Annotated in this window: 21 protein-coding genes; 14 read left to right on the top strand and 7 right to left on the bottom strand. The window is 70.0% G+C overall.

Features of this window, described 5'->3' with window-relative positions; genetic code table 11:
- The first annotated feature begins 109 nt into the window (after window positions 1-109).
- From RAB71_RS06075 to RAB71_RS06065, 3 genes are all read left to right on the top strand, one after another.
- Complete coding sequence (locus RAB71_RS06075; RefSeq protein ID WP_010341486.1) at window positions 110-736, top strand: OmpW family protein; 627 nt, start codon at window positions 110-112, stop codon at window positions 734-736.
- A 243-nt stretch (window positions 737-979) separates the two neighbouring features.
- Window positions 980-1600: an OmpW family protein gene (locus RAB71_RS06070; RefSeq protein WP_010343103.1), complete on the top strand. Its 621-nt coding sequence runs from the start codon at window positions 980-982 to the stop codon at window positions 1598-1600.
- A 143-nt stretch (window positions 1601-1743) separates the two neighbouring features.
- Window positions 1744-2556: a S1/P1 nuclease gene (locus tag RAB71_RS06065; RefSeq protein WP_010343104.1), complete on the top strand. Its 813-nt coding sequence runs from the start codon at window positions 1744-1746 to the stop codon at window positions 2554-2556.
- An 87-nt stretch (window positions 2557-2643) separates the two neighbouring features.
- Here the strand turns inward: RAB71_RS06065 and trxC are convergent, their stop codons facing one another.
- The 4 genes from trxC to RAB71_RS06045 form a co-directional block, all read right to left on the bottom strand.
- The gene (trxC, locus tag RAB71_RS06060; RefSeq protein ID WP_010343105.1) at window positions 2644-3087 is read right to left on the bottom strand and encodes a thioredoxin TrxC; all 444 of its coding nucleotides are present in this window, start codon (window positions 3085-3087) and stop codon (window positions 2644-2646) included.
- Window positions 3084-3563: an OsmC family protein gene (locus RAB71_RS06055; protein ID WP_010343106.1), complete on the bottom strand. Its 480-nt coding sequence runs from the start codon at window positions 3561-3563 to the stop codon at window positions 3084-3086. The genes trxC and RAB71_RS06055 overlap by 4 nt, the downstream gene beginning before the upstream one ends.
- 79 nt (window positions 3564-3642) lie before the next feature.
- Complete coding sequence (locus RAB71_RS06050) at window positions 3643-6858, bottom strand: efflux RND transporter permease subunit (RefSeq protein WP_010343107.1); 3216 nt, start codon at window positions 6856-6858, stop codon at window positions 3643-3645.
- Window position 6859: 1 nt separating this feature from the next.
- A complete protein-coding gene (locus tag RAB71_RS06045; RefSeq protein ID WP_158255555.1) occupies window positions 6860-7903 on the bottom strand; it encodes an efflux RND transporter periplasmic adaptor subunit in 1044 nt (347 codons plus the stop codon).
- A 294-nt stretch (window positions 7904-8197) separates the two neighbouring features.
- On the opposite strand from RAB71_RS06045, the gene RAB71_RS06040 reads away from it, so the two are divergent.
- The 7 genes from RAB71_RS06040 (at window position 8198) to RAB71_RS06010 (ending at window position 12613) form a co-directional block, all read left to right on the top strand.
- A complete protein-coding gene (locus RAB71_RS06040; protein ID WP_010340898.1) occupies window positions 8198-8566 on the top strand; it encodes a rhodanese-like domain-containing protein in 369 nt (122 codons plus the stop codon).
- A 4-nt stretch (window positions 8567-8570) separates the two neighbouring features.
- Window positions 8571-8921, top strand: a complete 351-nt coding sequence (locus RAB71_RS06035) for a helix-turn-helix transcriptional regulator (RefSeq protein ID WP_010340897.1) — start codon at window positions 8571-8573, stop codon at window positions 8919-8921.
- A complete protein-coding gene (locus tag RAB71_RS06030; RefSeq protein WP_010340896.1) occupies window positions 8918-9748 on the top strand; it encodes an MBL fold metallo-hydrolase in 831 nt (276 codons plus the stop codon). Before RAB71_RS06035 ends, RAB71_RS06030 begins: the two co-directional genes overlap by 4 nt.
- 115 nt (window positions 9749-9863) lie before the next feature.
- The gene (gene modA / locus RAB71_RS06025; RefSeq protein WP_010340895.1) at window positions 9864-10643 is read left to right on the top strand and encodes a molybdate ABC transporter substrate-binding protein; all 780 of its coding nucleotides are present in this window, start codon (window positions 9864-9866) and stop codon (window positions 10641-10643) included.
- 10 nt (window positions 10644-10653) lie between these two features.
- Window positions 10654-11349: a molybdate ABC transporter permease subunit gene (gene modB / locus RAB71_RS06020; protein WP_010340894.1), complete on the top strand. Its 696-nt coding sequence runs from the start codon at window positions 10654-10656 to the stop codon at window positions 11347-11349.
- Between the two features lie 28 nt (window positions 11350-11377).
- Window positions 11378-11995 (top strand): molybdenum ABC transporter ATP-binding protein, encoded by a 618-nt coding sequence (locus tag RAB71_RS06015; protein WP_010340893.1) that lies wholly within the window; start codon window positions 11378-11380, stop codon window positions 11993-11995.
- A gap of 60 nt (window positions 11996-12055) precedes the next feature.
- The gene (locus RAB71_RS06010; RefSeq protein ID WP_010340892.1) at window positions 12056-12613 is read left to right on the top strand and encodes a flavin reductase family protein; all 558 of its coding nucleotides are present in this window, start codon (window positions 12056-12058) and stop codon (window positions 12611-12613) included.
- A gap of 45 nt (window positions 12614-12658) precedes the next feature.
- On the opposite strand, the gene RAB71_RS06005 is transcribed toward RAB71_RS06010, so the two are convergent.
- From RAB71_RS06005 to RAB71_RS05995, 3 genes are read right to left on the bottom strand one after another with little or no spacing between them, the layout of a single operon-like run.
- Window positions 12659-13255 (bottom strand): hypothetical protein, encoded by a 597-nt coding sequence (locus RAB71_RS06005; RefSeq protein WP_010340891.1) that lies wholly within the window; start codon window positions 13253-13255, stop codon window positions 12659-12661.
- Window positions 13252-14697, bottom strand: a complete 1446-nt coding sequence (locus RAB71_RS06000) for a TonB family protein (RefSeq protein ID WP_010340890.1) — start codon at window positions 14695-14697, stop codon at window positions 13252-13254. Before RAB71_RS06000 ends, RAB71_RS06005 begins: the two co-directional genes overlap by 4 nt.
- A complete protein-coding gene (locus tag RAB71_RS05995; protein ID WP_010340889.1) occupies window positions 14687-15055 on the bottom strand; it encodes a BlaI/MecI/CopY family transcriptional regulator in 369 nt (122 codons plus the stop codon). The genes RAB71_RS06000 and RAB71_RS05995 overlap by 11 nt, the downstream gene beginning before the upstream one ends.
- A 196-nt stretch (window positions 15056-15251) precedes the next feature.
- Here RAB71_RS05995 and RAB71_RS05990 point away from each other — a divergent pair, with 196 nt between their 5' ends.
- The 4 genes from RAB71_RS05990 (at window position 15252) to RAB71_RS05975 (ending at window position 22158) form a co-directional block, all read left to right on the top strand.
- Complete coding sequence (locus RAB71_RS05990) at window positions 15252-17201, top strand: acetyl-CoA hydrolase/transferase C-terminal domain-containing protein (RefSeq protein WP_175300575.1); 1950 nt, start codon at window positions 15252-15254, stop codon at window positions 17199-17201.
- 229 nt (window positions 17202-17430) lie between these two features.
- A complete protein-coding gene (locus RAB71_RS05985; RefSeq protein WP_010340887.1) occupies window positions 17431-18549 on the top strand; it encodes a phosphatidylinositol-specific phospholipase C1-like protein in 1119 nt (372 codons plus the stop codon).
- A gap of 132 nt (window positions 18550-18681) precedes the next feature.
- Complete coding sequence (locus tag RAB71_RS05980; protein ID WP_010340886.1) at window positions 18682-21420, top strand: TonB-dependent receptor; 2739 nt, start codon at window positions 18682-18684, stop codon at window positions 21418-21420.
- A 303-nt stretch (window positions 21421-21723) separates the two neighbouring features.
- Window positions 21724-22158: a hypothetical protein gene (locus RAB71_RS05975; protein WP_010340884.1), complete on the top strand. Its 435-nt coding sequence runs from the start codon at window positions 21724-21726 to the stop codon at window positions 22156-22158.
- Window positions 22159-22219: the final 61 nt, after the last annotated feature.

The following is a 22219-nucleotide window of genomic DNA, read 5'->3' as shown; positions in this document are numbered from 1 at the left end:
CATTCTAGCAGGCCGGCCGCGTCACGCCGGACACGCCGGTTTGATCAGGATCAAGGCGGCATGGGGCAGCGCGCCGGACACTGCGCCCACACCCAACCGAGACTCCACCATGCGCACCACCTCCCCCCTCCTGCTCACCGGCCTGGCCGCCCTGTCCCTGTGCGCCCTGCCGGCGCTGGCGCAGTCGCAAGGCGACTGGACCCTCGGCATCGGCGCCCACCAGGTCAACCCGAAGTCCGACAACGGCACGCTGGCCGGCGGCACCCTGCCGCTGCGCATCGACAGCAACATCCGCCCGACGGTGACCTTCGAGTACTTCGTGCACCAGGATCTGGGCGTGGAAGTGCTGGCCGCGCTGCCGTTCGAGCACGACATCAGCGTCAAGGGCGTGGGCAAGGTCGGCAGCACCAAGCACCTGCCGCCGGTAGTGTCGCTGCAGTACCACTTCAACAGCGCCGGCAAGGTCTCGCCGTTCGTCGGCGCCGGTATCAACTACACCACCTTCTTCAGCGAGAAGACCACCGGCGCGCTGGCTGGCAGCAAGCTCAAGCTGGACGACTCCTGGGGCCTGGCCGCGCACGCCGGCGTGGATTTCGCACTCACCGAGAAGTCGGCGCTGCGCGTGGACCTGCGCTGGATCGACATCGACAGCAAGGTCAAGGTCAACGGCAGCGACCTGGGCACTGCGCACATCGATCCGCTGGCGTACGGTCTGGCCTACGTGATGAAGTTCTGAGACGGGCGCCGGCGCCGCTGCGAACTGCGGCGCCGGCGGTCACACGGTCGGCGCCGCGCGTCGCAGCGGCGCCATCGCGCGCGGCGGCCCAGGCCGACGCGGCATGCCGCAAGCGGCAGCCCCGGCGCGCAGCGCGTCCGCGGCGCTTCTCTGGCAGACTACGCGCCACACGGATGTGGATCGGCGCCCGCTGGGCCGACACGGGGTTCGCATCCGCCCACTCGTCGTCCACCGGGGTCCCCCATGCCGCCACGCCTGTTCCGTCGCCTCGCCGTCGCCGCCCTCGCCAGCATCGCCCTGCCCGCCGCGGCGCAATCGGCCGGCCATTTCACCACCAGCTACGGCTTGCACGGCATGGTGCCGGGGTCGTCCAACGGCACGCTGCGCGGCAGCGATCAGCGCTTCGACGCCGACGTCGCGCCGGCCGTGTCGTTCACGTACGAATACTTCTTCCGCGGCAACCTGGGCCTGGAGATCCAGGGCCTGGTCGGCCAGCAGAAGATCGGCGTGGACCGCGGCGGCGATATCGGCAGCGCCTGGATGCTCTCGCCCACCATCTCGCTGCAGTACCACTTCAACGGCAACGGCGACATCTCCCCGTTCGTCGGCGCCGGCCTCAACTACACCGCTTTCCTCGGCAGCGACGGCAAGGGCGCGTTCGCGTCCAACGACGTGAAGTTCAAGGACACCATTGGTCCGGCGCTGCATGCCGGCGTGGATTTCGCGGTCGGCGAACGCAGCGCGATCCGCGTGGATGCGCGCTGGACCGGCATGCGCAGCGACGTGCAGGTGGACGGCAGCACGCTCGGCAAGGCCAAGCTCGATCCGGTCACCTACGGCGTCGCGTATCTGATGTATTTCTGAGCCTGCAGCCGGGTCGTGTCCTCGGACGCGGCTCGGCGCGCTCGGCGACGCCGTCTGGTACCGGCGTCCGCCGTGCTGAGCGGCAACGCAACAGACCTGATGCGCGTCATGGCCGCGTCGTCGGCGCCGGCTAGAATCGGCGCATGAAAATCTCTCCCTTCGTTTGCACCGCGCTCGCCGCAGCCCTCACCGCCGCACCGTCCGCCGCCTTCGCCTGGGGCCCGCTGGGCCACCGCCTGGTCGCCGATCTCGCCGACACCCAACTCACCCCGCAAGCCCGCGCGCAGGTCCGTACCCTGCTGCAGGGCGAACCCGACCCGACCCTGGCCGGCGTCGCCAACTGGGCCGACCAGCTCCGCGAACACGATCCCGACCTGGGCAAGCGCAGCGCGCGCTGGCATTACGTCAACCTGGCCGAAAACGACTGCCACTACGAACAAACCCGCGACTGCCCGGACGGCAACTGCGCGGTCGAGGCGCTGCGCCGCCAGGCCGCGATCCTCGCCGACCGCAGCCAGCCACAGGCCGCGCGTGCGCAGGCGCTGAAGTTCGTCGTGCATTTCGCCGGCGACGTGCAGCAGCCGCTGCATGCCGGCTACGCCCGCGACAAGGGCGCCAACACCGTGCAGATCCAGTTCGAGGGCAAGGGCAGCAATCTGCACTCGCTGTGGGACAGCGGTCTGCTGCGCAGCCGCGGGCTGGACGAACAGGCCTACCTGGCCGAACTGGAAAAGCAGCCGCTGCCGGCGCCCTCGCCGGCGGGCAGCGCGCTGCCGCCGCCGGCCGCGGCGTGGGCCGAGGCCTCCTGCAGGATCATGATGCGTCCGGGCTTCTATCCGCCCGGCGCCACGCTGCCGGCCGATTACGTGGCGACCTGGCGCCCGGTCGCCGAGGCGCAGTTGCGCCAGGCCGGTGCCGACCTGGCGGCCACCTTGAACGCGGCGCTGGGCAAGTAAGCGCGGCGCACCGTGTAGGAGCGGCTTCAGCCGCGATGGGCTTTCCTGGGCAAGCCCATCGCGGCTGAAGCCGCTGCTACGAGAGCATTACGCAGAATTCAACTGTGCCCGCGTCCAGCGCACGATCTCGGCGGTGCCGATGGCGCCGCTGTGTCGGCCGAGTTCGCGGCCCTGGCGCAACAGAAGCAGCGTCGGGATGCTGCGAATGCCGAAGCGCCCGGCCAACGCCGGCTGCGCGTCGCTGTCCAGCTTGCCCAGGCGCAGCCGCGGCTCGAGCTGCGCGGCCGCGGCGGCGAAGTGCGGGGCCATGGTCCGGCACGGGCCGCACCACGGCGCCCACACATCCACCAGCAACGGCAGCTCGCTGCGCTCGGCGTGCGCGGCAAACGTCTCGGCGGTCAGCGTGACCGGTGTGGCGTCGAACAAGCCGCGATGGCAGCGTCCGCATTGCGGCGCGTCCGCCAGTTTCGCCTCCGGCACCCGGTTGAGCGCGGTGCAGTGCGGGCATGCGACATGCAGCAGCGTGGTCATGCGCCGGCCTCGATGCTCTTGTCGCCCAGCAACACCGTGCCTTGCGCGTCCTTGACCGTGACCTGCACGTCGATGCCCTGGCGCACGCTCTGGGTGACCACGCAGAACTGCTCGAACTGCGCCAGGATCCGTTCCAGCTGCGCATAGTCCTGATTCGCGCCGGGCAGTTGCAGTTCCACCGAGGCCTGCGGAATGCGCCAGAACCCTTCAGGATTGCGCATCGGCGTGGCGGTGATGTGCGCGACCACCCCGGCCGGATCGTTCTTGTACTTGCGCATCGCGAACAGCAGGCTGACGGCCAGGCAATTGGCGATGCCGGCCAGCAGGATGCGCGTGGGATTGGGGCCGCGCTCCTGGCCCAGCGGCGCGGTTTCGTCGCTCAGCCAGGGCTCCAGCGCGGTTTCGTCGAAGCGAATGCGGAACGCGAAGTCCGTGTCCTGCTCCAGGGTGACGCGGATCGGATCGCCGATGGGCATCGTGGAAACTCCACTTCGCAGAAAGGGATTTCCGACTCTACGCCGGCACCGGTAACGGCGTGTGGACGCAGCGTCGTGCTCACGCCGCCGCTTCGCGCCGTGCCAGCGGGTAGTACAGCAACGGGATGACCAGCAGGGTCAGCGCCGTGCTGACCAGGATGCCGAACAACAGCGCCACCGCCAGGCCGTTGAAGATCGGATCGTCGAGGATGAACAGCGCGCCCAGCATCGCCGCCAGGCCGGTCAGCACGATCGGCGGTGCACGCACCGCACAGGCCTCGATCACCGCCTGTTCGGCGCTGCGTCCCTGCGCCAGGGCATGACGGATGAAGTCAACCAGCAGGATCGAATTGCGCACGATGATGCCGGCCAGGGCGATCATGCCGATCATGCTGGTCGCGGTGAACTGCGCGCCGAGCAGGGCATGACCCGGCATCACCCCGATCACCGTCAGCGGAATCGGCGCCATGATCACCAGCGGCAGCAGATAGCTGCGGAACTGCGCCACCACCAGCAGATAGATCAGCAACAGGCCCACCGCGTAGGCGATACCCATGTCGCGGAAGGTCTCGTAGGTGATCTGCCATTCGCCGTCCCATTTCACCGCGAAGTCGGCGGTGTCGGTCGGCGGTGCGATGAAATACTGCTGCAGCGTCTGCCCATCGAGCCGGTGGCCGCGTAGTTGCCCGACCAGGTCGAACATGCCGTACAGCGGGCTGTCCAGGCGCCCGGCTTCGTCGCCGGTGACGTACACCACCGGCCGCAGGTCCTTGTGCGCGATGCTGTCGTCCCAGGGCAGGCGCTGCACCGCGACCAGTTCCGACAGCGGCACCAGTTGCCCATCGCCACCGCGCACGCGCAGCGCCAGCAGGCGTGCGCTGGCGGCCTGCGCGGCGCCCGGCAGGCGCAGCCGCACCGGCTGCGCCACCTTGGACGTGCCATCGTGCAGCCAGGTGACGTCCAGACCCTGCACCGCCGTGGTCAGGGCATCGGCGATGGAGGCCTGGCTCACGCCCAGGCGCGCGGCGCGCACGCGGTCGACCACCAGCGTTTCGCGGGTGGCCGCACTCTCCACGCTGGTGTCGACATCGACCACGTTCGGCGTGCGCAGGAAGCGTCGCTCCAGCGCCAGGGCGAGCTGGCGGCTGCGCGGATAGTCCGGCCCATAGACCTCGGCCACCAACGGTGACAGCACCGGCGGCCCCGGCGGCACCTCCACCACCTTCAGCGACGCGCCATGCCGGCGTGCGATCGCCGCCAGCGGCGGCCGCAGCGCGCGGGCGATGGCATGGCTGTGGCGCGTGCGCTGGTGCTTGTCGACCAGATTCACCTGCAGGTCGCCGACGGTGTTGCCGCTGCGCAGGAAGTACTGCCGCACCAGGCCATTGAAGTTGACCGGCGCCGAGGTCCCGGCATAGCCCTGGTAGTCGTGCACCTCGGGCGTGCGGTCGAGCACCCCGGCCAACTCCACCAGCAACGCATCGGTGTCCTGCACAGTGCTGCCTTCGGGCAGGTCGACCACGATCTGCAGCTCGGACTTGTCGTCGAACGGCAGCATCTTCAGCACCACCCACTGCAGCCCGACCAGGCCCACCGCGGCCAGCAGCAGCGCCGCGATGCCGGCGAACAGCCAGCCACGCCGGCGCGCGCCGCGGATAGGATCCAGGAACGGGTGCAGCAAGTACCCGAACACGCGCTGCAGGCGCGGCGGCGCATCGTTCCCCGCCGCTACCTGCGCGGCGTGCGCCGGCACATGCCGCTTCAGCAGCTTCAGCGCCAGCCACGGCGTCACCACCAGCGCGATCGCCAGCGACAGCAGCATGCCGACCGAAGCGTTGATCGGGATCGGCCGCATGTACGGCCCCATCAGGCCGCTGACGAAGGCCATCGGCATCAGCGCCGCGATCACGGTGAAGGTGGCGAGGATGGTCGGGCCGCCGACTTCGTCCACCGCCGGCGGAATCGCCTCGCGCAAGGTCTTGCCGCCGGCGCGCAGATGGCGGTGGATGTTCTCCACCACCACGATGGCATCGTCGACCAGGATGCCGATGGAGAAGATCAGCGCGAACAGCGACACGCGATTGAGGGTGAAGCCCATCGCCCACGAGGCGAACAGCGTGAGCGCCAGGGTCAGCACCACCGCGCTGCCGACCACGATGGCCTCGCGCCAGCCCAGCGCGAACAGCACCAGCAGCACCACCGAGGCGGTGGCGAACACCAGCTTGTGGATCAGCTTGGCGGCCTTGGCCGCCGCGCTGGCGCCGTAGTCGCGGGTGACCTCGGCATGCACGCCCTGCGGCAGCAGTTCGCCGCGCAAGGCCTGCAGGCGCGCGCTCACCGCGCGGGTGAGCGCCGAGGCGTCGCTGCCCGACTTCTTGGCGATGGCCAGGGTCACCGCCGGCGCGCGCCCCTGCGCCGGGCCGCCGCGCGTGGGTGGCGCGCCGTACCACACGTAGGCCGTGGGCAGGTCGGCACCGGCCTGGATCTGTGCCACATCGCGCAACTGCAGCGGCCGGCCGTCGTGCACGCCGATCACCAGCTCGCGCACGGCATCGGCATCGGCCAGGAACCGCCCGGCACTGAGCGGCACCGCACGGCCGCCGCCGATACGGTCGCCGAGCGGGCGCACCACGTTCGCCCCCTGCAGCGCCTGGCCGAGGTCGGCCACGGTGAGGTCGTAGGCGGCCAGCCGCGCCGGATCCAGCGTCACCGTGACCACCCGCGGCGGCGCGCCGATGCTGTAGATGTCGCGCGTGCCCGGCAGACGCTTGAGGTCGGTCTCCAGGGTGCGCGCGATCGCGCCCAGGTCGGCGGCGCTGCGCTGCGGATCGTCGCTCCACAGGGTCACGCTCATCACCGGCACGTCGTCGATGCCCTTGGGCTTGACCAGCGGCGCGCTGGCGCCCATCTGCGTGGGCAGCACGTCCAGATTGGAATACACCTGGTTGTACAGGCGCACCAGCGCGGTCTGCCGCGGCACCCCGACCTGGAATTCGACGGTCAACACCGCCTGCCCGGGGCGGCTCACCGAGTACACGTGCTTGATGCCCTCGATCTCGTCGAGCTTCTGTTCCAGCGGCGTGCTCAGCAGCTGTTCGACCTCGCGCGCATCTGCGCCCGGCAGCGACACGAACACGTTGGCCATGGTCACGTCGATCTGCGGCTCTTCCTCGCGCGGCGTGATCGCCACCGCCGCCAGGCCGAGCAACAGGCCGAGCAGGGCCAGCATCGGCGTCAGCGGATTGGCCTGGAAGAATGCCGCCAGGCGGCCGGACATCCCGAAACCGGTGGCCATCTCAACGCTCCGCCAGCGCGCGCCGCTGCGCGGCCAGCGCCTGTCCCGCAGCGACCGGATCGCGCGCCACCCGCTCGCCTGCGCGCAGCCCGGCCAGCACTTCCACCCGCTGCGCACCGCGCTGCCCGATCCGCAGCTGCCGCAGGCTGAGCCGACCGTCGGCCAGCACATAGGCCGCGCTGAGTTCGCCCCGTTGCAGCAGCGCCGACAGCGGAATGCGCAACGGCGCCGCCTCCGCGGCATCGCCGGCAGCCAGCGGCACCTCGACCTTGGCCGTGGTGCCGGGTGCCGGGGCCGGCTGCAGCAGCGGCAACGGCACCCGCACCGTCACGCTGTGGCTGCGCGGATCGGCGGTGGGGAACACCGTCACCTGCGGAATCTGCAGGATGCGCCCATCGTCCAACCGCACCTGCGCGCGCGGCACGGCACGGATGGCGTCGGCATCGGACTGCGGCACCTGCACCTCGATGCGCTGCGCGCCGGGCACGTACAGCGACAGCAAGGCCTGCCCGGCCGCCACCGCCTCGCCCGGCTGCACCTGGCGCGCGCTGATGACACCCGCGAACGGCGCGCGCACCACGGTGTAGTCGGCCGGCTGCTGCGCCTGCGCCAGTTGCGCGGCGGCGGCAGCGCGTGCGGCAATGGCCGCATCGCGGGTGGCGCGGGCCTGGTCCAGTTGCGCGCGCGACACGTATTGCGCCCCGGCCAGGGACGCATAGCGGCGATAGCTGGCCTCGGCCTCGTCGGCGCTGGCCGTCGCGGCACGCACTTGCGCCCGCGCACCGGCCACGCCGGCGCGCTGTTCCACTGCGCTGAGTTGCAGCAGCACCTGGCCAGCGGCGACCCGGTCGCCCACGTCCACCGCGACGCTGCGCACGCGCCCGCCGGTCTGCGCGCTCAGATCGGCGTACTCCACCGCGGTCACGACGCCGTCCCAGGAGCGCGATGCCATCGCCGCGGGCTCCACCGGCGCGGTCGCCAGCGCCGGCAACGGCGGCGGCGCGACCGCGGCGGCGTCATGCCGACAGCCGGCGAGCGCCAGCATCGCCAGCGCCGCGAGCGTGCCCGCCAGGGGCGCCCGGCCGTTGCCGCGGGCCGCTGTAGCGGCAGGTGCAGCAAGCCTCCCGCGCAGCCGTCCGCCACGCCAGACACCCCGGATCGGCCAACGAAGCACACGCATGCTCGAACTCCAGAAAAAGGGCGCATCCGCGCCGTCGGTGGGTATTCCGCCGCGGCAGGCCGGGCGCGGCCGCCCCAGGCTGGCCGCTAGATAAATTAGAATTTTCTTATATTAGAGTCAACTGATATGATGGCCGCACTTTCCCGCCGAGCACCCCCAATGCCCGCCTCCTCCGCCCAAGCCCTGGTCGACCGCGCACGCGCGCAGATCCACGAACCCCCTGTCCACACCGATGCCGCCGCCACGCCCCTGCCCGGCGAATGGATCATCGACGTGCGCGAACCCGGCGAGTTCGCCATGGGCCACCTGCCCAACGCCATCAACATCCCGCGCGGCATCCTCGAATTCCGCCTCGATGCCGATCCGGCGCTGGCCCGACGCGACCAGCCGATCCTGCTGTACTGCGCCAGCGGCGGCCGCTCCACCCTGGCGGCGCTGAGCCTGCAGCACCTGGGCTACACCGCGGTGCGCTCGCTGACCGGCGGCTTCCTGGGCTGGACCGCGGCCGGTGGCCCGGTCGATTTCTGAGCCCATGCCGCGCCGCGCCGCAACCGCCATGGACCCTGCCGCGATGCGCGCGCACGCCAGCGAGGCGGCGCGCCTGCTGAAGGCGCTCGGCAACGAGAAGCGGCTGCTGCTGCTGTGCCTGCTGGTGGACCACGAGCAATCGGTCGGCGAGCTCAACGCGCGCGTGGAGCTCAGCCAGTCGGCGCTGTCGCAACACCTGGCGCTGCTGCGCGAGGATGGACTGGTGCAGACCCGCCGCGAGGGTCAGACCATCTATTATTCGCTGGTGCCCGGCCCGGTGCAGCGCATCCTTGAGGTGTTGCACGGCATCTACTGCAGCGCCGCGCCACCTGCCGCCCCCCGGAGCGATCGATGAGCCAGCATCCGCACGTCCACGCTTTCCACCATGCTGGTTCCGGCACCTGGAGCTACGTGGTCGAGGATGGCAACGACGCCGCGGTGATCGACCCGGTGGTGGGCTACGACCCGCAGACCGGCGCGCTGGACGACGCGCCGGCGCAGGCGCTTGCCGCGTGCCTGGACGCGCGCGGACTGCACCTGCGCTGGATCCTCGAGACCCACGCCCACGCCGATCATGTCTCCGCCGCGCAATGGTTCAAGCGACGCTGGCCGCAGGCGACGCTGGCGATCGGCGACGGCATCCGCGAGGTGCGTGCCCGTTTCGCGCCGCAGTACGGCCTGGACGCGGACCCGCAGGCGCGCTGCGGCTTCGATCACCTGTTCGCCGATGGCGAGCGTTTCGCGATCGGCAGTGTGCAGGCGCAGGTCATCGCCGTGCCAGGCCACACCGGCGACAGCGTCGCCTACCTGATCGGCGATGCGCTGTTCCCGGGCGATTCGCTGTTCATGCCCGACAGCGGCACCGCGCGCTGCGACTTCCCCGGCGGCGACGCGACCACGCTGTACCGTTCGATCCAGCGGCTGTACGCGCTGCCGGAGGCGACGCGCGTGTTCGTGTGCCACGACTACGGCGCAGGCGGCCGCGCGGTGGCCTGCCAGACCAGCATCGGCGAACAACGCCGCAGCAACATCCACGTGCGCGACGGCATCGACGAAGCGGCCTTCGTGGCCCTGCGCCAGGCGCGCGATGCGACGCTGGCCGAGCCGCGGCTGATGCAGCCGTCGGTGCGCGCCAACATCCAGGCCGGCCGCACCGACGACCTGGCGCCGCCGCCGGCGTGAGCAGGCAGCGCGCCGCCGGCGCGCTAGGATGCGGGTTTGCGACAGCGCTGCGCGACCGTACGCGCGCGCCGCCGCGCACTGCCGCATCGCCTACCTGCCCCCGCTGGAGTGACCCATGACCCGACCGCTGCGCCGCCTGCTGTGCCTGTGCACCTTGATCGTCGCCACCGCGATCGCGCCGGTCTCGGCGCAGACGCCGCTGACCGTGTTCGCCGCCGCCAGCCTCAAGGAATCGCTGGACGAGGCCGCCAGCGCCTACCAGCGCGCCAGCGCCCCCCCCGTGCAGGTGTCCTACGCCGCCAGCTCCACGCTGGCCCGGCAGGTGGAACAGGGCGCGCCGGCGGACGTGTTCGTGTCCGCCGACCAGGAGTGGATGGACTACCTGCAGCAGCGTAAGTTGATCGATCCGGCACTGCGCCGCGACCTGCTAGGCAACACCCTGGTGCTGGTGGCGCCGGCCACCAGCAAGGCGCAGGTCGACCTGCGCAAACCCGGCGCGCTGCTCGCCGCGCTCGGTGCGCAGGGGCGCCTGGCGATCGGCCAGACCGCCAGCGTGCCGGCCGGCAAGTACGCGCGCGCCGCGCTGCAGGCGCTGGGCCAGTGGGACGCGGTGCAACCGCGCCTGGCCGAAAGCGAGAGCGTGCGCAGCGCGCTGATGCTGGTGGCGCGCGGCGAGGCGCCGCTGGGCATCGTCTACGGGTCCGACGCCCAGGCCGAGCCCAAGGTGCGGGTGGTGGCGACCTTCCCCGCCGACAGCCACGCACCGATCGTGTATCCGGTGGCGCCGCTGCGCGCGAGTGCGCAGGCGAAGCGCGCCGCCGATTTCGTACGCTGGCTGGGCACGCCACCGGCACAGGCGATCTTCCGTCGCCACGGTTTCTCGCCCGCCCACTGAGAACCTGCCATTGTTCGACTTCACCGCGCAGGAACTGACCGCGATCGCGCTGAGCGTCAAGGTCGCGCTGGTCGCGGCGCTGGCCAGCCTGCCGTTCGCAGTGGCCTGCGGCTGGCTGCTGGCGCGGCGACGCTTCTTCGGCAAATCCTTGCTGGACGCGCTGCTGCACCTGCCGCTGGTGATGCCGCCGATCGTCACCGGCTATGCGTTGTTGCAGCTGTTCGGCCTGCAGGGCCCGATCGGCGGCTGGGTGTTCGAGCATCTCGGCGTGCAGTTCGCGTTCCGCTGGACCGGCGCGGCGTTGGCCAGCGCAGTGATGGGCTTTCCGCTGATGGTGCGGGCGATCCGCCTGGCCCTGGAAGCCACCGACCGCCGCCTGGAAGCGGCCGCCGCCACGCTCGGCGCCGGCCCCTGGCGGGTGTTCTTCACCATCACCCTGCCGCTGGCGTGGCCCGGCGTGGTCGCCGGCGGCGTGCTCGGCTTCGCCAAGGCGCTGGGCGAGTTCGGCGCCACCATCACCTTCGTCTCCAACATCCCGGGACAGACCCAGACCCTGGCGTCGGCGATCTACAGCCTGCTGCAGGTACCCGGTGCCGAAGCCGGCATCTGGCGGTTGGCGGCGGTAGCACTGGCGATCTCGCTGGGCGCCCTGCTGGCCTCGGAGTGGCTGGTCCGCCGCCAGCGCGGCACGGAGGTGGACGCATGAGTCGCACGTGCGCCCGGAGCCGGCGCCGATGCTGAGCATCGACCTGCACCTGCAGCGCGGCCGCTTCGCCCGCCACGTGCGCATCGAGGAACAGGCGCGCGTGGTCGCCCTGGTCGGTCCGTCCGGCGCCGGCAAGACCAGCCTGCTCAACGCCATCGCCGGCGTGCTGACGCCGCGCAGCGGGCACATCGCCATCGATGGCCGGGTGCTGTACGACAGCGCCGCCGGCATCGACCTGCCGGCGCATCGCCGCGGCATCGGCTACGTGTTCCAGGACGCGCGCCTGTTCCCGCACATGGACGTGCGCCGCAACCTCGGCTACGGCCGCCACGGCCGCGGCCAGCCGGCGCGCTTTGCACTCGATGCGGTGGTCGAGCTGCTCGGCATCGGCGCGCTGCTGGAACGGCGCCCGGACACGCTTTCCGGCGGCGAAGCGCAGCGCGTGGCGATCGGCCGTGCGCTGCTGTCGCAACCGGCGCTGCTGCTGTTCGACGAGCCGTTGTCGGCGCTGGACGCGGACCGCCGCAGCGAACTGATCCCCTACCTGCAGCGCGTGCGCGACGAAGTGCGCCTGCCGATGCTCTATGTCAGCCACCAGGCCGAGGAAGTGGCGCGCATCGCCGACGCGGTGCATCGGCTGGACTGACGCCGACATCGCGTTCACCGGAGCCGGCGAGACTGAAGGCCCCACCACAGCAGACTGCGCATGCGCCGCTACCGCAAGCTCGACTTCCCCACCCAGGACGTGCGCCGCTTCCTCGAGCCGGGCCCGGTGGTGCTGGTCAGTTCGGCGTGGAAGCAGCAGCGCGACGTGATGACCCTGGGCTGGCACATGGTGCTGGAGTTCTCGCCCTCGCTGCTGGCCTGCTGCATCTCCAGCGCCAACCACAGCTTCGAGCTGATCCGGCGCAGCAAGCAATGCGTGATCAACCTGCCTACCGCCGACCTGGTCGACACCGTGGTCGGCATCGGCAATACCAGCGGCGCGGACCTGGACAAGTTCGCGCACTTCGGCCTCACCGCGGTGCCCGCCACGCACGTGGCGGCGCCGCTGATCGCCGAGTGCTACGCCAGCTTCGAGTGCCGCCTGCACGACGGCAGCCAGATCGGCAAACACGGCCTGTTCGTATGGGAGGTGGTCAAGGCGCACGTCGCCGCGTCGCCCAAGCGGCCGCGCACCCTGCACTACCGGGGCGACGGCCGCTTCATGCTGTCGGGCGCGGAGATCTCGCGGCGGCGCCTGTTCAAGCCGGAGATGCTGTAGTTTCCGGCAACGGACGAGGCAGACCGCACGTGGCGATCGCGGCGCTCAGCGCGCGCCGCCGACGCGTCCCGACTGCACGGTGGCCTTGCCCTGTCGGACCTCGAAGGTGAACGCGTAGGCCAGCGTCACCGGCACCTCCTGCACCGACTGCGCATCGTCGCAGCGCCCCTCCTGCGCCGGCCGCCGCGCCGGATCGGCATAGGTGCAGATCGCCGCCGGCACGAAGCGCCACTGCGCGACCGTCGCCTGCACCGCCTGCAGCAGATCGGCCATCTCCGGCTGCGCGCCCGCGCTGCAGTCCGGGCGATCGTTCAACAGGGCGCTGCGCTCCACCGTGCCTTGTGCGGACAGGATCACCCGCACGCAGACCGTGGTCGGGGCCAGCGTGCGGCGCGGCAACTCGGCTGGCAGCTGCGGCGTCGGCGCCAGCAGTGGTTGCGGCATGCGAAACACTTCCTGCGGCTGCATCCGATACGACTGCACCGCCGCCGCACCGGGCGCCGCGCCGAATCCTGTTTCCAGCATGCGCTGATCCACCGAGTCGATGCGCTGGGTCGGTTGCGGCGCGTCTTTCGGCACGTGGCTGGCGCAGCCGGAAAGGACCAGTGCCAGCAGCATGCCGGCCCGCCCGTGCGCACTCATCGCACGGTCCGCGCCATGCCGCACAGCGGCGAGGCGCCGCCGGTGCCGGGGAATGTGCGGTCGCACAGCCCCTCGACCTCCCCGACGGCATCCTCGCCCAGGCGATACCAGCGGTAGTTCGCAGCATCGGCGACGCCAGCCGGCGCCTCCTCGGGATACATTTCCACATCGAACGCGACCGGAATCTTCAGGCGGCTGGCCACAGCACGTCCGTGCGCAGTCGCCGGCGAGAAGCGCCATTTCCAGGCGGCGGTAACCGCGGCAGCATCCAAGACTGCGCTGCCACTACCATGATCCAGCACGCGCACGCCGCTCGGCGCCCCGTGCGCATCCACGTCGACCAGCAGGACCAGCTTGCCGGAGACGCCCGCACGCACCGCTTCATCCGGGTATTTCGGAGGTGGCATGTCGATCACCTTGGCAGGCCGCGCTCCGGTCCGCGCGGCGACCACTGACGCTTTCTGCGTCGGTCGTGCCGACGTGCCATCCACCTCGCTCGCCACCAGCTCTCGCGCCACGCCCGTGGCATCTGTTCCAGTTGGCAACGCCAGTGCCATTGCACTCCCGCTCAACGCGGCCAACGTCACTGCCGCCAGGCCCAGACGACGCCGCCAACCACGCACCGCCGGACGCCGCAGCAAGGCAATGCGCTGGCACAGGACGCTGCCCGCCTGCCAATGGCAGCCCACCGGCAAGGCAAGCGCGTCCAACTGGGTCTGCAGCATCGCTTCGGCGTAGTGCCGGCGCGTGCCGGGATGGCGAACCAGCACCGCGGCATCGCAGGCCAGTTCCTGATCCAGGCGGAAGCGCGTGGCGGCCCAGTGCAGCAGCGGATTGAACCAGTACACGCAGCGCAGCACGGCGAGCAGCAGATTGCTGCGCGTGTCGCCGCGGGCGATGTGCATGCGTTCGTGCGCCAGCACCAGTTGCGCCTGCGGCGGCGGATAGCGCGCGGCGAAGTCCATCGGCACCACCACCTGCGGCCGCCACGCACCCAGCACCAGCGGCCCATGCAGCGCATGCTCGGCGACCAGCACGCCGTCCTCCCCCGGGCGCAAGCGGCCCAGGCTGCGTCGGTAGCGGCGCTGCTGCCGCCACTGCACGGCTGCCGAGGCCAGCGCACCGGCCAGCCACAACGACAGCAGCCCCACCGCGGCATGACCGCTCGCGTGCACGCCGTCGCCCACCGACATCTTTGCCTGCGGCACGCCGACCAGCACCGTCGGCATATCCAGCGCCAAGCCCGCCGGCAACGCTGGACGCCAGCCGCTGGGCAACAGTGCCGCCAGCAGCGCCAACGGCACCGCGATCCATAGCGCGTAGGCGATGCCGGCGCCGAACGCGCGCCGCATCGGCACGCGCAACGCCAGCACCGCCGCGATGACCACGCTGACGACCAGCGCGGTGCTTCCGAGGTCCCTCACGATCCCGTCAATGCTCATCGTCCAGCTCCTGGATCAGTCGTTTGAGTTCGGCGATATCGGCATCGCTGAGCTTGCCGCGCTCGCTGAAGTGCGCCACCAACGGCGCGATACGGCCGCCGAACAGGCGGTCGAGCAGGCCTTCGCTCTGTTGCTGCACCCACTGCGCGCGCTGCAGCAGGGGCGTGTACAGATAGCGGCGGCCTTGTTTGTCGGCGCGGATCGCGCCCTTGTTGAGCAAGCGGTTGAGCAGGGTCTTGACCGTGGGTTCGGCCCAACCGCCGTGGCCGGACAAGGCGGCGAACACCTCCTCGGCGCTGAGCGGGTGCCGCTCCCACAGCACCTCCATGACCACGGCTTCCGCGTCGCTGATCGACATTGCGTTTACGTCCGTAAATTTTCAATGATTACGCGCGTAAACAAAACGCATGTCAAGCGTTTTTTTGCGCAGCGGCCGATGCGCTGGCGATCGGCATGCCCCCATGCCCGGAGGCCGTCGCCGGCCGCCGCGTGCGCCGCGGCACCGCGCGCACCACGATCAACGCAATCCACGGCGCACCCTCTAAGCTATGCCGATGACCGATCACCTCGACGACCTCGACGCCGCTGCCGACCTGATCCTGCAGCGCATCGCCGGCCCGCTGCGCGTAGGCGCGCCGCTGGGCCTGGGCAAACCGCATCGCCTGCTCAACGCGCTGTACGAGCGCATCGAACACGATCCGACGCGGCCGCTGCAGATCTACACCGCGCTGTCGCTCAATCCGCCGGCGCCCGGTGGCGGAATGCAGGGCCGTTTCGCGCGGCCGTTCGTGCAGCGCCATTTCGGCGAGGACTTCCCGCGCCTGCGCTACGTGCAGGCGATGCAGCGCAATGCGCTGCCGGCGCACATCCAGGTCGAAGAGTTCTACATGCAGTCCGGCGCGCTGCTGCGCTCGACCCAGGCGCAGCGCAGCTACACCAGCCTCAACTACACCCATGCCGCCGACGCGGTGGCGCAGCGCGCGCCGAACCTGATCGTGCAGAAGGTGGCGCGCGAACCCGACGGCACCCGGCTGTCGTTCTCGTGCAACAACGACATCACCCAGGACACCCTGGCGGCGGTGCAGCGGCGCGGCCTGCCGCGGCCGCTGCTGGTGGCCGAAGTCGATCCGCAGTTGCCGTGGATCGGCGGCTGCGCGGCGGTGGAGCCGAGCTTCTTCGACGTGGTGGTGACGCCGCCGGGGCCATATCCGCGCCTGTTCGGGCTGCCGCGGCAGCCGGTCGCCGATGCCGATTACGCCATCGGCCTTTACGCCAGTACCCTGGTGCGCGACGGCGGCACCCTGCAGATCGGCATCGGCACCCTGGCCGATGCGCTATGCCACGCGCTGGTACTGCGGCACACCGACAACGCGCGCTACCGGCAGGTGCTGGCGGCGCTGGACCCGGAACTGGAGCGGCATCCGGCGGTACGCGAATGCGGCGGCCTGGAGCCGTTCGCGGTCGGCCTGTTCGGCTGCAGCGAGATGCTCAACGAAGGCTTCCGGCAACTGGTCCAGTGCGGGGTGATCCGGCGCAAGGTGCTCGACGACGCGCCGCTGCTGCAGCGCGTGGCCGACGGCACTGCCGATGCGCAGGACCTGCAGCGGCTGGAGCGCGAGGGCGAATACCTGCAAGGCGCGTTCTACCTGGGTTCGCCGGAGTTCTATGCCTGGCTGCGCGACATGGACCCGCAGGCGCGCGCGGCGATCGGCATGCGCCGCATCAGCGAGATCAACCAGCTCTATGGCGGCGAGACGCTGCGCCGGCTGCAGCGGCGCGAGGCGCGCTTCTTCAACTCCTGCATGATGGCCACAGCGCTCGGTGCGGCGGTGTCCGATGCGCTGGACGATGGCCGCGTGGTGTCCGGCGTCGGCGGCCAGTACAACTTCGTGTCCATGGCGCACGCGCTGGACGATGCGCGCAGCGTGCTGATGTTCCGTGCCGTGCGCAGCGACGGCGGCGCGGCGCAGTCCAACGTGCGCTGGAACTACGGCCACACCACCATTCCGCGGCACCTGCGCGACCTCTACGTCAACGAGTACGGCATCGCCGACCTGCGCGGCCTGACCGACGAGGATTGCATCGCGGCGATGGCCGGCATTACCGATGTGCAGGCACAACCCGGGTTGTTGGAGACGGCGAAGGCCAACGGCAAGCTGGCCGCCGGCTTCGCCGCGCCAGCGCACTGGCAGCGCAACCACGGCGCGCGGGTGCGCGACGCACTGGCGCCGTTCCGCCGCGACGGCACCCTGCCCGACTATCCGTTGGGCAGCGATTTCACCGAGGTCGAGCAGCGCCTGCTGCGCGCCCTGACCTGGCTACAGCGACACACCGCCAGCACCGGCGCCAAGCTGAAGACGCTGGCCAGCGCGGTGCTGGCGCGTCCTGCCGCGGATGCCGCCTGCCTGCAGCGCATGGGCCTGGACGCACCGCGCAGCATCGGCGAGCGCCTGGAGGCGGCGTTGCTGGCGTTCGCCCTGCAGCGCACGCGCACGCCGCTGTGACACGCGCACGGGCCTGACGCACAGCACGCAGGCGCGGCGATCGCGGACCGCGACGCGAGACAGTGACCGCGGTCGCGCGCGAAAGCGACGTGTCGCACGATCGCCGCACATGAGGGACGCTGACACGATTCGGCAACACGCTGGCAGGAAACACGTCAACTCCGCTGGCGATGCTGTCGGGATATCGTTACCAAACGTGGCCGCGATGCATTCCCACCGTTCTGCCCCGATGTCGTCGTCGCTCTCCCATCGCATCACGCTGCGCGTGCTGCTGGCGATGCTGGCGCTGCTGCCGTCGGCGCTGTTCGCCGACCCCAGACTCAACGACCTGCAGTACATCGGCAGCCACAACAGCTACCACGCCGGCTTCGCGCCCAGCGAAGCGGCACTATGGAAACGCCTGGACCCGGCGACGTTCGCTGTGCTGGATTACCGGCACCCGCCGCTGACGCAGCAACTGGACGACGGCGTGCGCCAGATCGAACTGGACATCTACGCCGACGCCAAGGGCGGGCGCTACGCGCACCCGGCGATGATCGAGCAACTCGCCAAGGCGGGGCTGCCGCCGGCCCCGCCGATCGCCGCGCCGGGTGTGATGCAGCGACCCGGCTTCAAGGTCATGCACATCCAGGACCTCGACCAGCGCAGCACCTGCCAACCGCTGCTGGCCTGCCTGCGCGAGGTGCGGGCGTGGTCGCAACGGCATCCCGGGCATCTGCCGATCTTCATCCTGCTGGAAACCAAGCAGTCGAGCGTGCCTGCGGCCTTCCCTACGGTGCAGCCGGAACCGTTCGACGGCAAGGCGCTGGACGCGCTGGATGCCGAACTGCGCTCGGTGTTCGCCGCCAACGAGTACATCAGCCCGGACCAGGTGCGCGGCACGGCACCGACGCTCAACGCCGCCGTGCTCGCGCAGGGCTGGCCTGCGCTCTCCGCGGCGCGCGGCAAGGTGGTGTTCCTGCTCGACCAGCGTTCGGTCGGCCCGGCCTACCTGGCCGGCCATCCTTCCCTGCGTGGCCGCGTGTGCTTCACCAACGCCGACCCCGGCACCGACGATGCCGCCTTCGTCGAGCGCAACGACGGCAGCGCCGAGGACATCGCGCACTTGGTGAAGGCCGGCTACCTGGTGCGCACGCGCACCGATGCCGACCTGAAGGAAGCCAAGGACAACGACACCGCGCGGCGCGACGCCATGCTCGCCAGCGGCGCGCAACTGCTCAGCACCGACTTCCCCGATCACGAACCGGCCACCTCCGGCTACGTGGTGCGCTTTCCCGGCGACGCCGTCGCCCGCTGCAATCCGCAACGTCCGCACGCCGACTGCCAAGGCGTCGACCTGCGCCACTGATCGCCCAGTGCCGCGCCGGGTCGCGGCCACCCCCTAGACGCACGCAATGGAAGGCCTTGGCGATCCGCGCGCCGGCATCGGCGCGCCTGGACCTCGGATCGCAACCGCTGTTTCCCCCAACGAGCCACCCCCATGCTCCCGTTCCATCGCCCCCGCCCCTTGTGCTGTGCCATCGCCCTCGCGCTTGCGCTCTCGCCGGCCGCGCACGCCAGCGACGCCAACGACCCCGCTGACGCCAGCGCGCGCACCACCACCCTGGACTCGGTCAACGTGCAGGCCGCCCAAGCCACCGTGCCGGGCTCATTGGACGAACAGCGCCTGTCCAACGGCGTCAACAGCGTGATGAGCAAGCAGCAGATCGATGCGATTCCCTCCGCCGGCATCGCCGACGTGGTCGCGCACCTGCCCGGGCTGTCGGCCTACAGCGACATGCACCTGGGCCAGGCCACCACCGGCGAGAACGCCTACGTCAGCATCCGCGGCCTGGACGCCAGCTACAACAGCTACCGCCTCAACGGCTTCGGCATGCCTGAGACCGATTCGTCCACGCGTGCGATCTCGCTGAACATGCTGGCGCCGTTCGGCATCCAGTCGGTCAAGGTCTCCAAGTCGCCGACCCCGGACCTGCCGGGCGACGCGATCGGCGGCGCGATCGACATGCGCACGCCCAGCGCGTTCGACTTCGATGGCGACTTCTACGGCAAGACCACCGCGCAAGGCCAGTTCAATGCGCTCGCTTCCGACCTCGGCGGCAAGCACACCGGCGGCACGCTGCAACAGGAGCTGGCCTGGAAGTTCGGCGACGACCACGCGTTCGGCGTCTATGCCTCGGCCTACTACGGCAAGAACAACAACATGGCGCAGGCGCCGGCGCCCAACAGCGCGTACTTCCCGGCGGACCCGGCGCAGGCCAAGGCGGTGGATCTGCGCGACGTCGGCCCGCTGCTCAGCGCGCGCTACAAGTACAGCGTCTACACCAGCCAGATCGAGCGCTATGGCGGCAATCTCGCCTTCGACTGGCAGGGCGACCACACCTCCCTCTTCGCCCGCGCCATCTACGGCAGCTACAACGTCACTGGCCAGCAGGACCAGTCCAGCGCACGCCTGGAAACTGTCAACAACCAGCCGACCGCGGTGCGTGGCGGCTACTTCAATACCCACGACATCAAGGAGACCCTGGCCACGCTGCAACTGGGCGGGCAGACCACGCTGGATCGCCTGCGCTTCGACTACGGCGGATCGTTCGGCCGCGGCACCCGCAGCCGCCCGGACTACGTCGCCGCGAGCCTGTACGGCTTCACTCCGGGCAGCTTCGCGTTCGACCTGAGCGATCCCACCTATCCCAGCATCGAACCCAGTTCGCCGGCCCTGAAGAACTTCTTCTACAGCCTGGATTCTGCGCTGTTCTGGAAGACCCAGGGCCACGATGCCGGCAGCCACGACAACCGCGCCAGCGCGCATGCCGACATCAGCTACCGCGTGGACGGCGACGTGCTCGACGAGGTCAAGACCGGCCTGTCGCTCGACCATGCCGACCGCGGTTCCTACGATCACCCGTTCTTCCACAAGGATGGCAACTTCGTCTACAACGGCCCCTACTTCGGCGGCCGCAACTACGTGTTCCCCAACGCCGGCGGCCCGCCGCTGAGCGCGCTGCCCGGCCGCCTCACCTACGCGGCGTTCGATGGCCACTACGCCGGCCCGTTCAAGATCCTCGACCGCGACTGGGTGCGCGCGCAGGCGGTGCCGTACAAGTACGTCAACGATCCCAATGGCGCCGGCATCTATACCGCCAACGACTACAACGCCAACACCACCTCCAGCACCGAGGCGATCTACGCCGGCTACGCGATGGCCACGCTGCATGTCGGCGCGGTGACCGTGCTGCCCGGCGTACGCTACGAACTGACCCGTTATTCCGCTGACGCGTGGCAATCGAACGGCGACGGCATCAACGGCCGCTTCGTCGGCAGCGGCCGCAGCTACGGCGAGGTGTTACCGGGCATCAGCCTCAACTATCGCCCGGACGAGCTGACCGTCTACCGCGCCTCGCTGCGGCGCAGCTTCAGCCGCCCGGCGTTCGGGCTGATCTCCGGCGAGACGGTGTACACGGTCGACCCCACCCAGAAGGTCATCGGCATCTCCAAACCCAATCCCGACCTGCAGCCGAGCAAGGCCGACAACGCCGACCTGTCCGCGGAGTTCTACGACCGCAACGGCGGCGTGCTCAGCGCCTCGACCTACTACAAGCGCATCACCGGCTTCATCTACACCTCGCAGTCGGCGACCAGCAACGACAACACGCTCGGCGGTCTGGTCCCGACCGGCACCACCTTCGAAGACGGCGTGCCGGTGACCATGCCGCAGAACGGCGGCACCGCCAAGCTGTACGGCGTGGAGCTGGCCGGCAGCAAGCGCCTGCAGGATTTGCCCGGGTTCTGGGGCAACTTCGGTATCGCCGCCAACCTGACCCTGCAGCACAGTTCCGCCGACAGCAAGCGCGCCGACCAGCCCGAAAAGACCTGGCTGCCGCGTGCGCCCGAGCGCATCTACAACCTGGACCTGTTCTACGACGACAGCCGCCTGCGCGCCGACCTGAGCTACAACTACACCGGCCTGCAACTGCTCGGCCTGACCAGCGACCGGCTCAACTACTACCTGCAGCCGGTCAAGTCGCTGGACTTCACCGCCACCTATCACCTGCCGCACGGCATCGACGTCGGCATCGCCGCCAAGAACCTGCTCAATTCAGCCACGTTCTACGAGACCCAGGGCAAGTCCACCCGCTACATGGCCTACGACCCCGGTGCCGACGGCGCCTACGTGGAAACCGGGCGCGTGTACATGCTCACGCTGAGCTACACCTACTGACGCCCCCTGTGCCTCCGGCGCGCCGCGTCGGAGGCCTTGCGTGCAGACTGCACGCAAGGCATTGGGCAGGATGCACCAGCGCCGCGACCCGCCCTCAGAAGCCACTCCTGGCGCCGAAGCATCGAGGGGTGAGGCAATCCTTCGCAAGCTGCATCGCGCGTCCTCGGCCTGAAGGCCGGGGCATCTAGGGACATTTCCCGATCACGCACATGCCAGCGCGCAGCGACATTGGCTGCGCGCCGACCATGTCTGCATGGCGCGCAAGCCGACCATCCATCCCATTGCGACCAAGGATTCCCTTTTATGAACATGCGCCCATCGCTCTGCGTTCTCCTGCTGGTGCTGTCGACGCTGCTGCCCTTTGCTGCGCTGGCCGCTCCGCCCGCCACCGTCGCCAGTTGCGCAGGCATCGCCGCCGCCTATCCGACAGACCTCGGCCCGCGTTGCAACAGCAACTACGCGAAGATCAACCACCAGCCGCAAGACGCCGCGCAGCGCCTGCAGACCTACTATGCACGCGTGGAAGTGCTGAAGATCTTCAGGAAAGCCCTGCTGTGCAATGGGCTGTATGGCGCCGGGGCATCGGCGCAGCAGAGTTTCGGCAGTGGCGAAAACGGCCATTTGCAGGCGCTGGCCAATCTTTACCAGAGCATGCAGAACGACCCGAATCGCCCCACGGCGCTGTACACCTCGGCCGATCTGAAAGAGATCAAGATGAACAAGTCTCAGTGCAAATGAGGCAGCGCATCCGCGCGAAACGCCAGGCGTATTGAGTCCGCTTGCGCTTGCTCCTGGCCCG

This window comes from Xanthomonas sacchari (assembly GCF_040529065.1).
In the GTDB taxonomy this organism is placed as follows: Bacteria; Pseudomonadota; Gammaproteobacteria; order Xanthomonadales; family Xanthomonadaceae; genus Xanthomonas_A; species Xanthomonas_A sacchari.
This window is presented reverse-complemented; position numbering and strand designations above follow the sequence as displayed.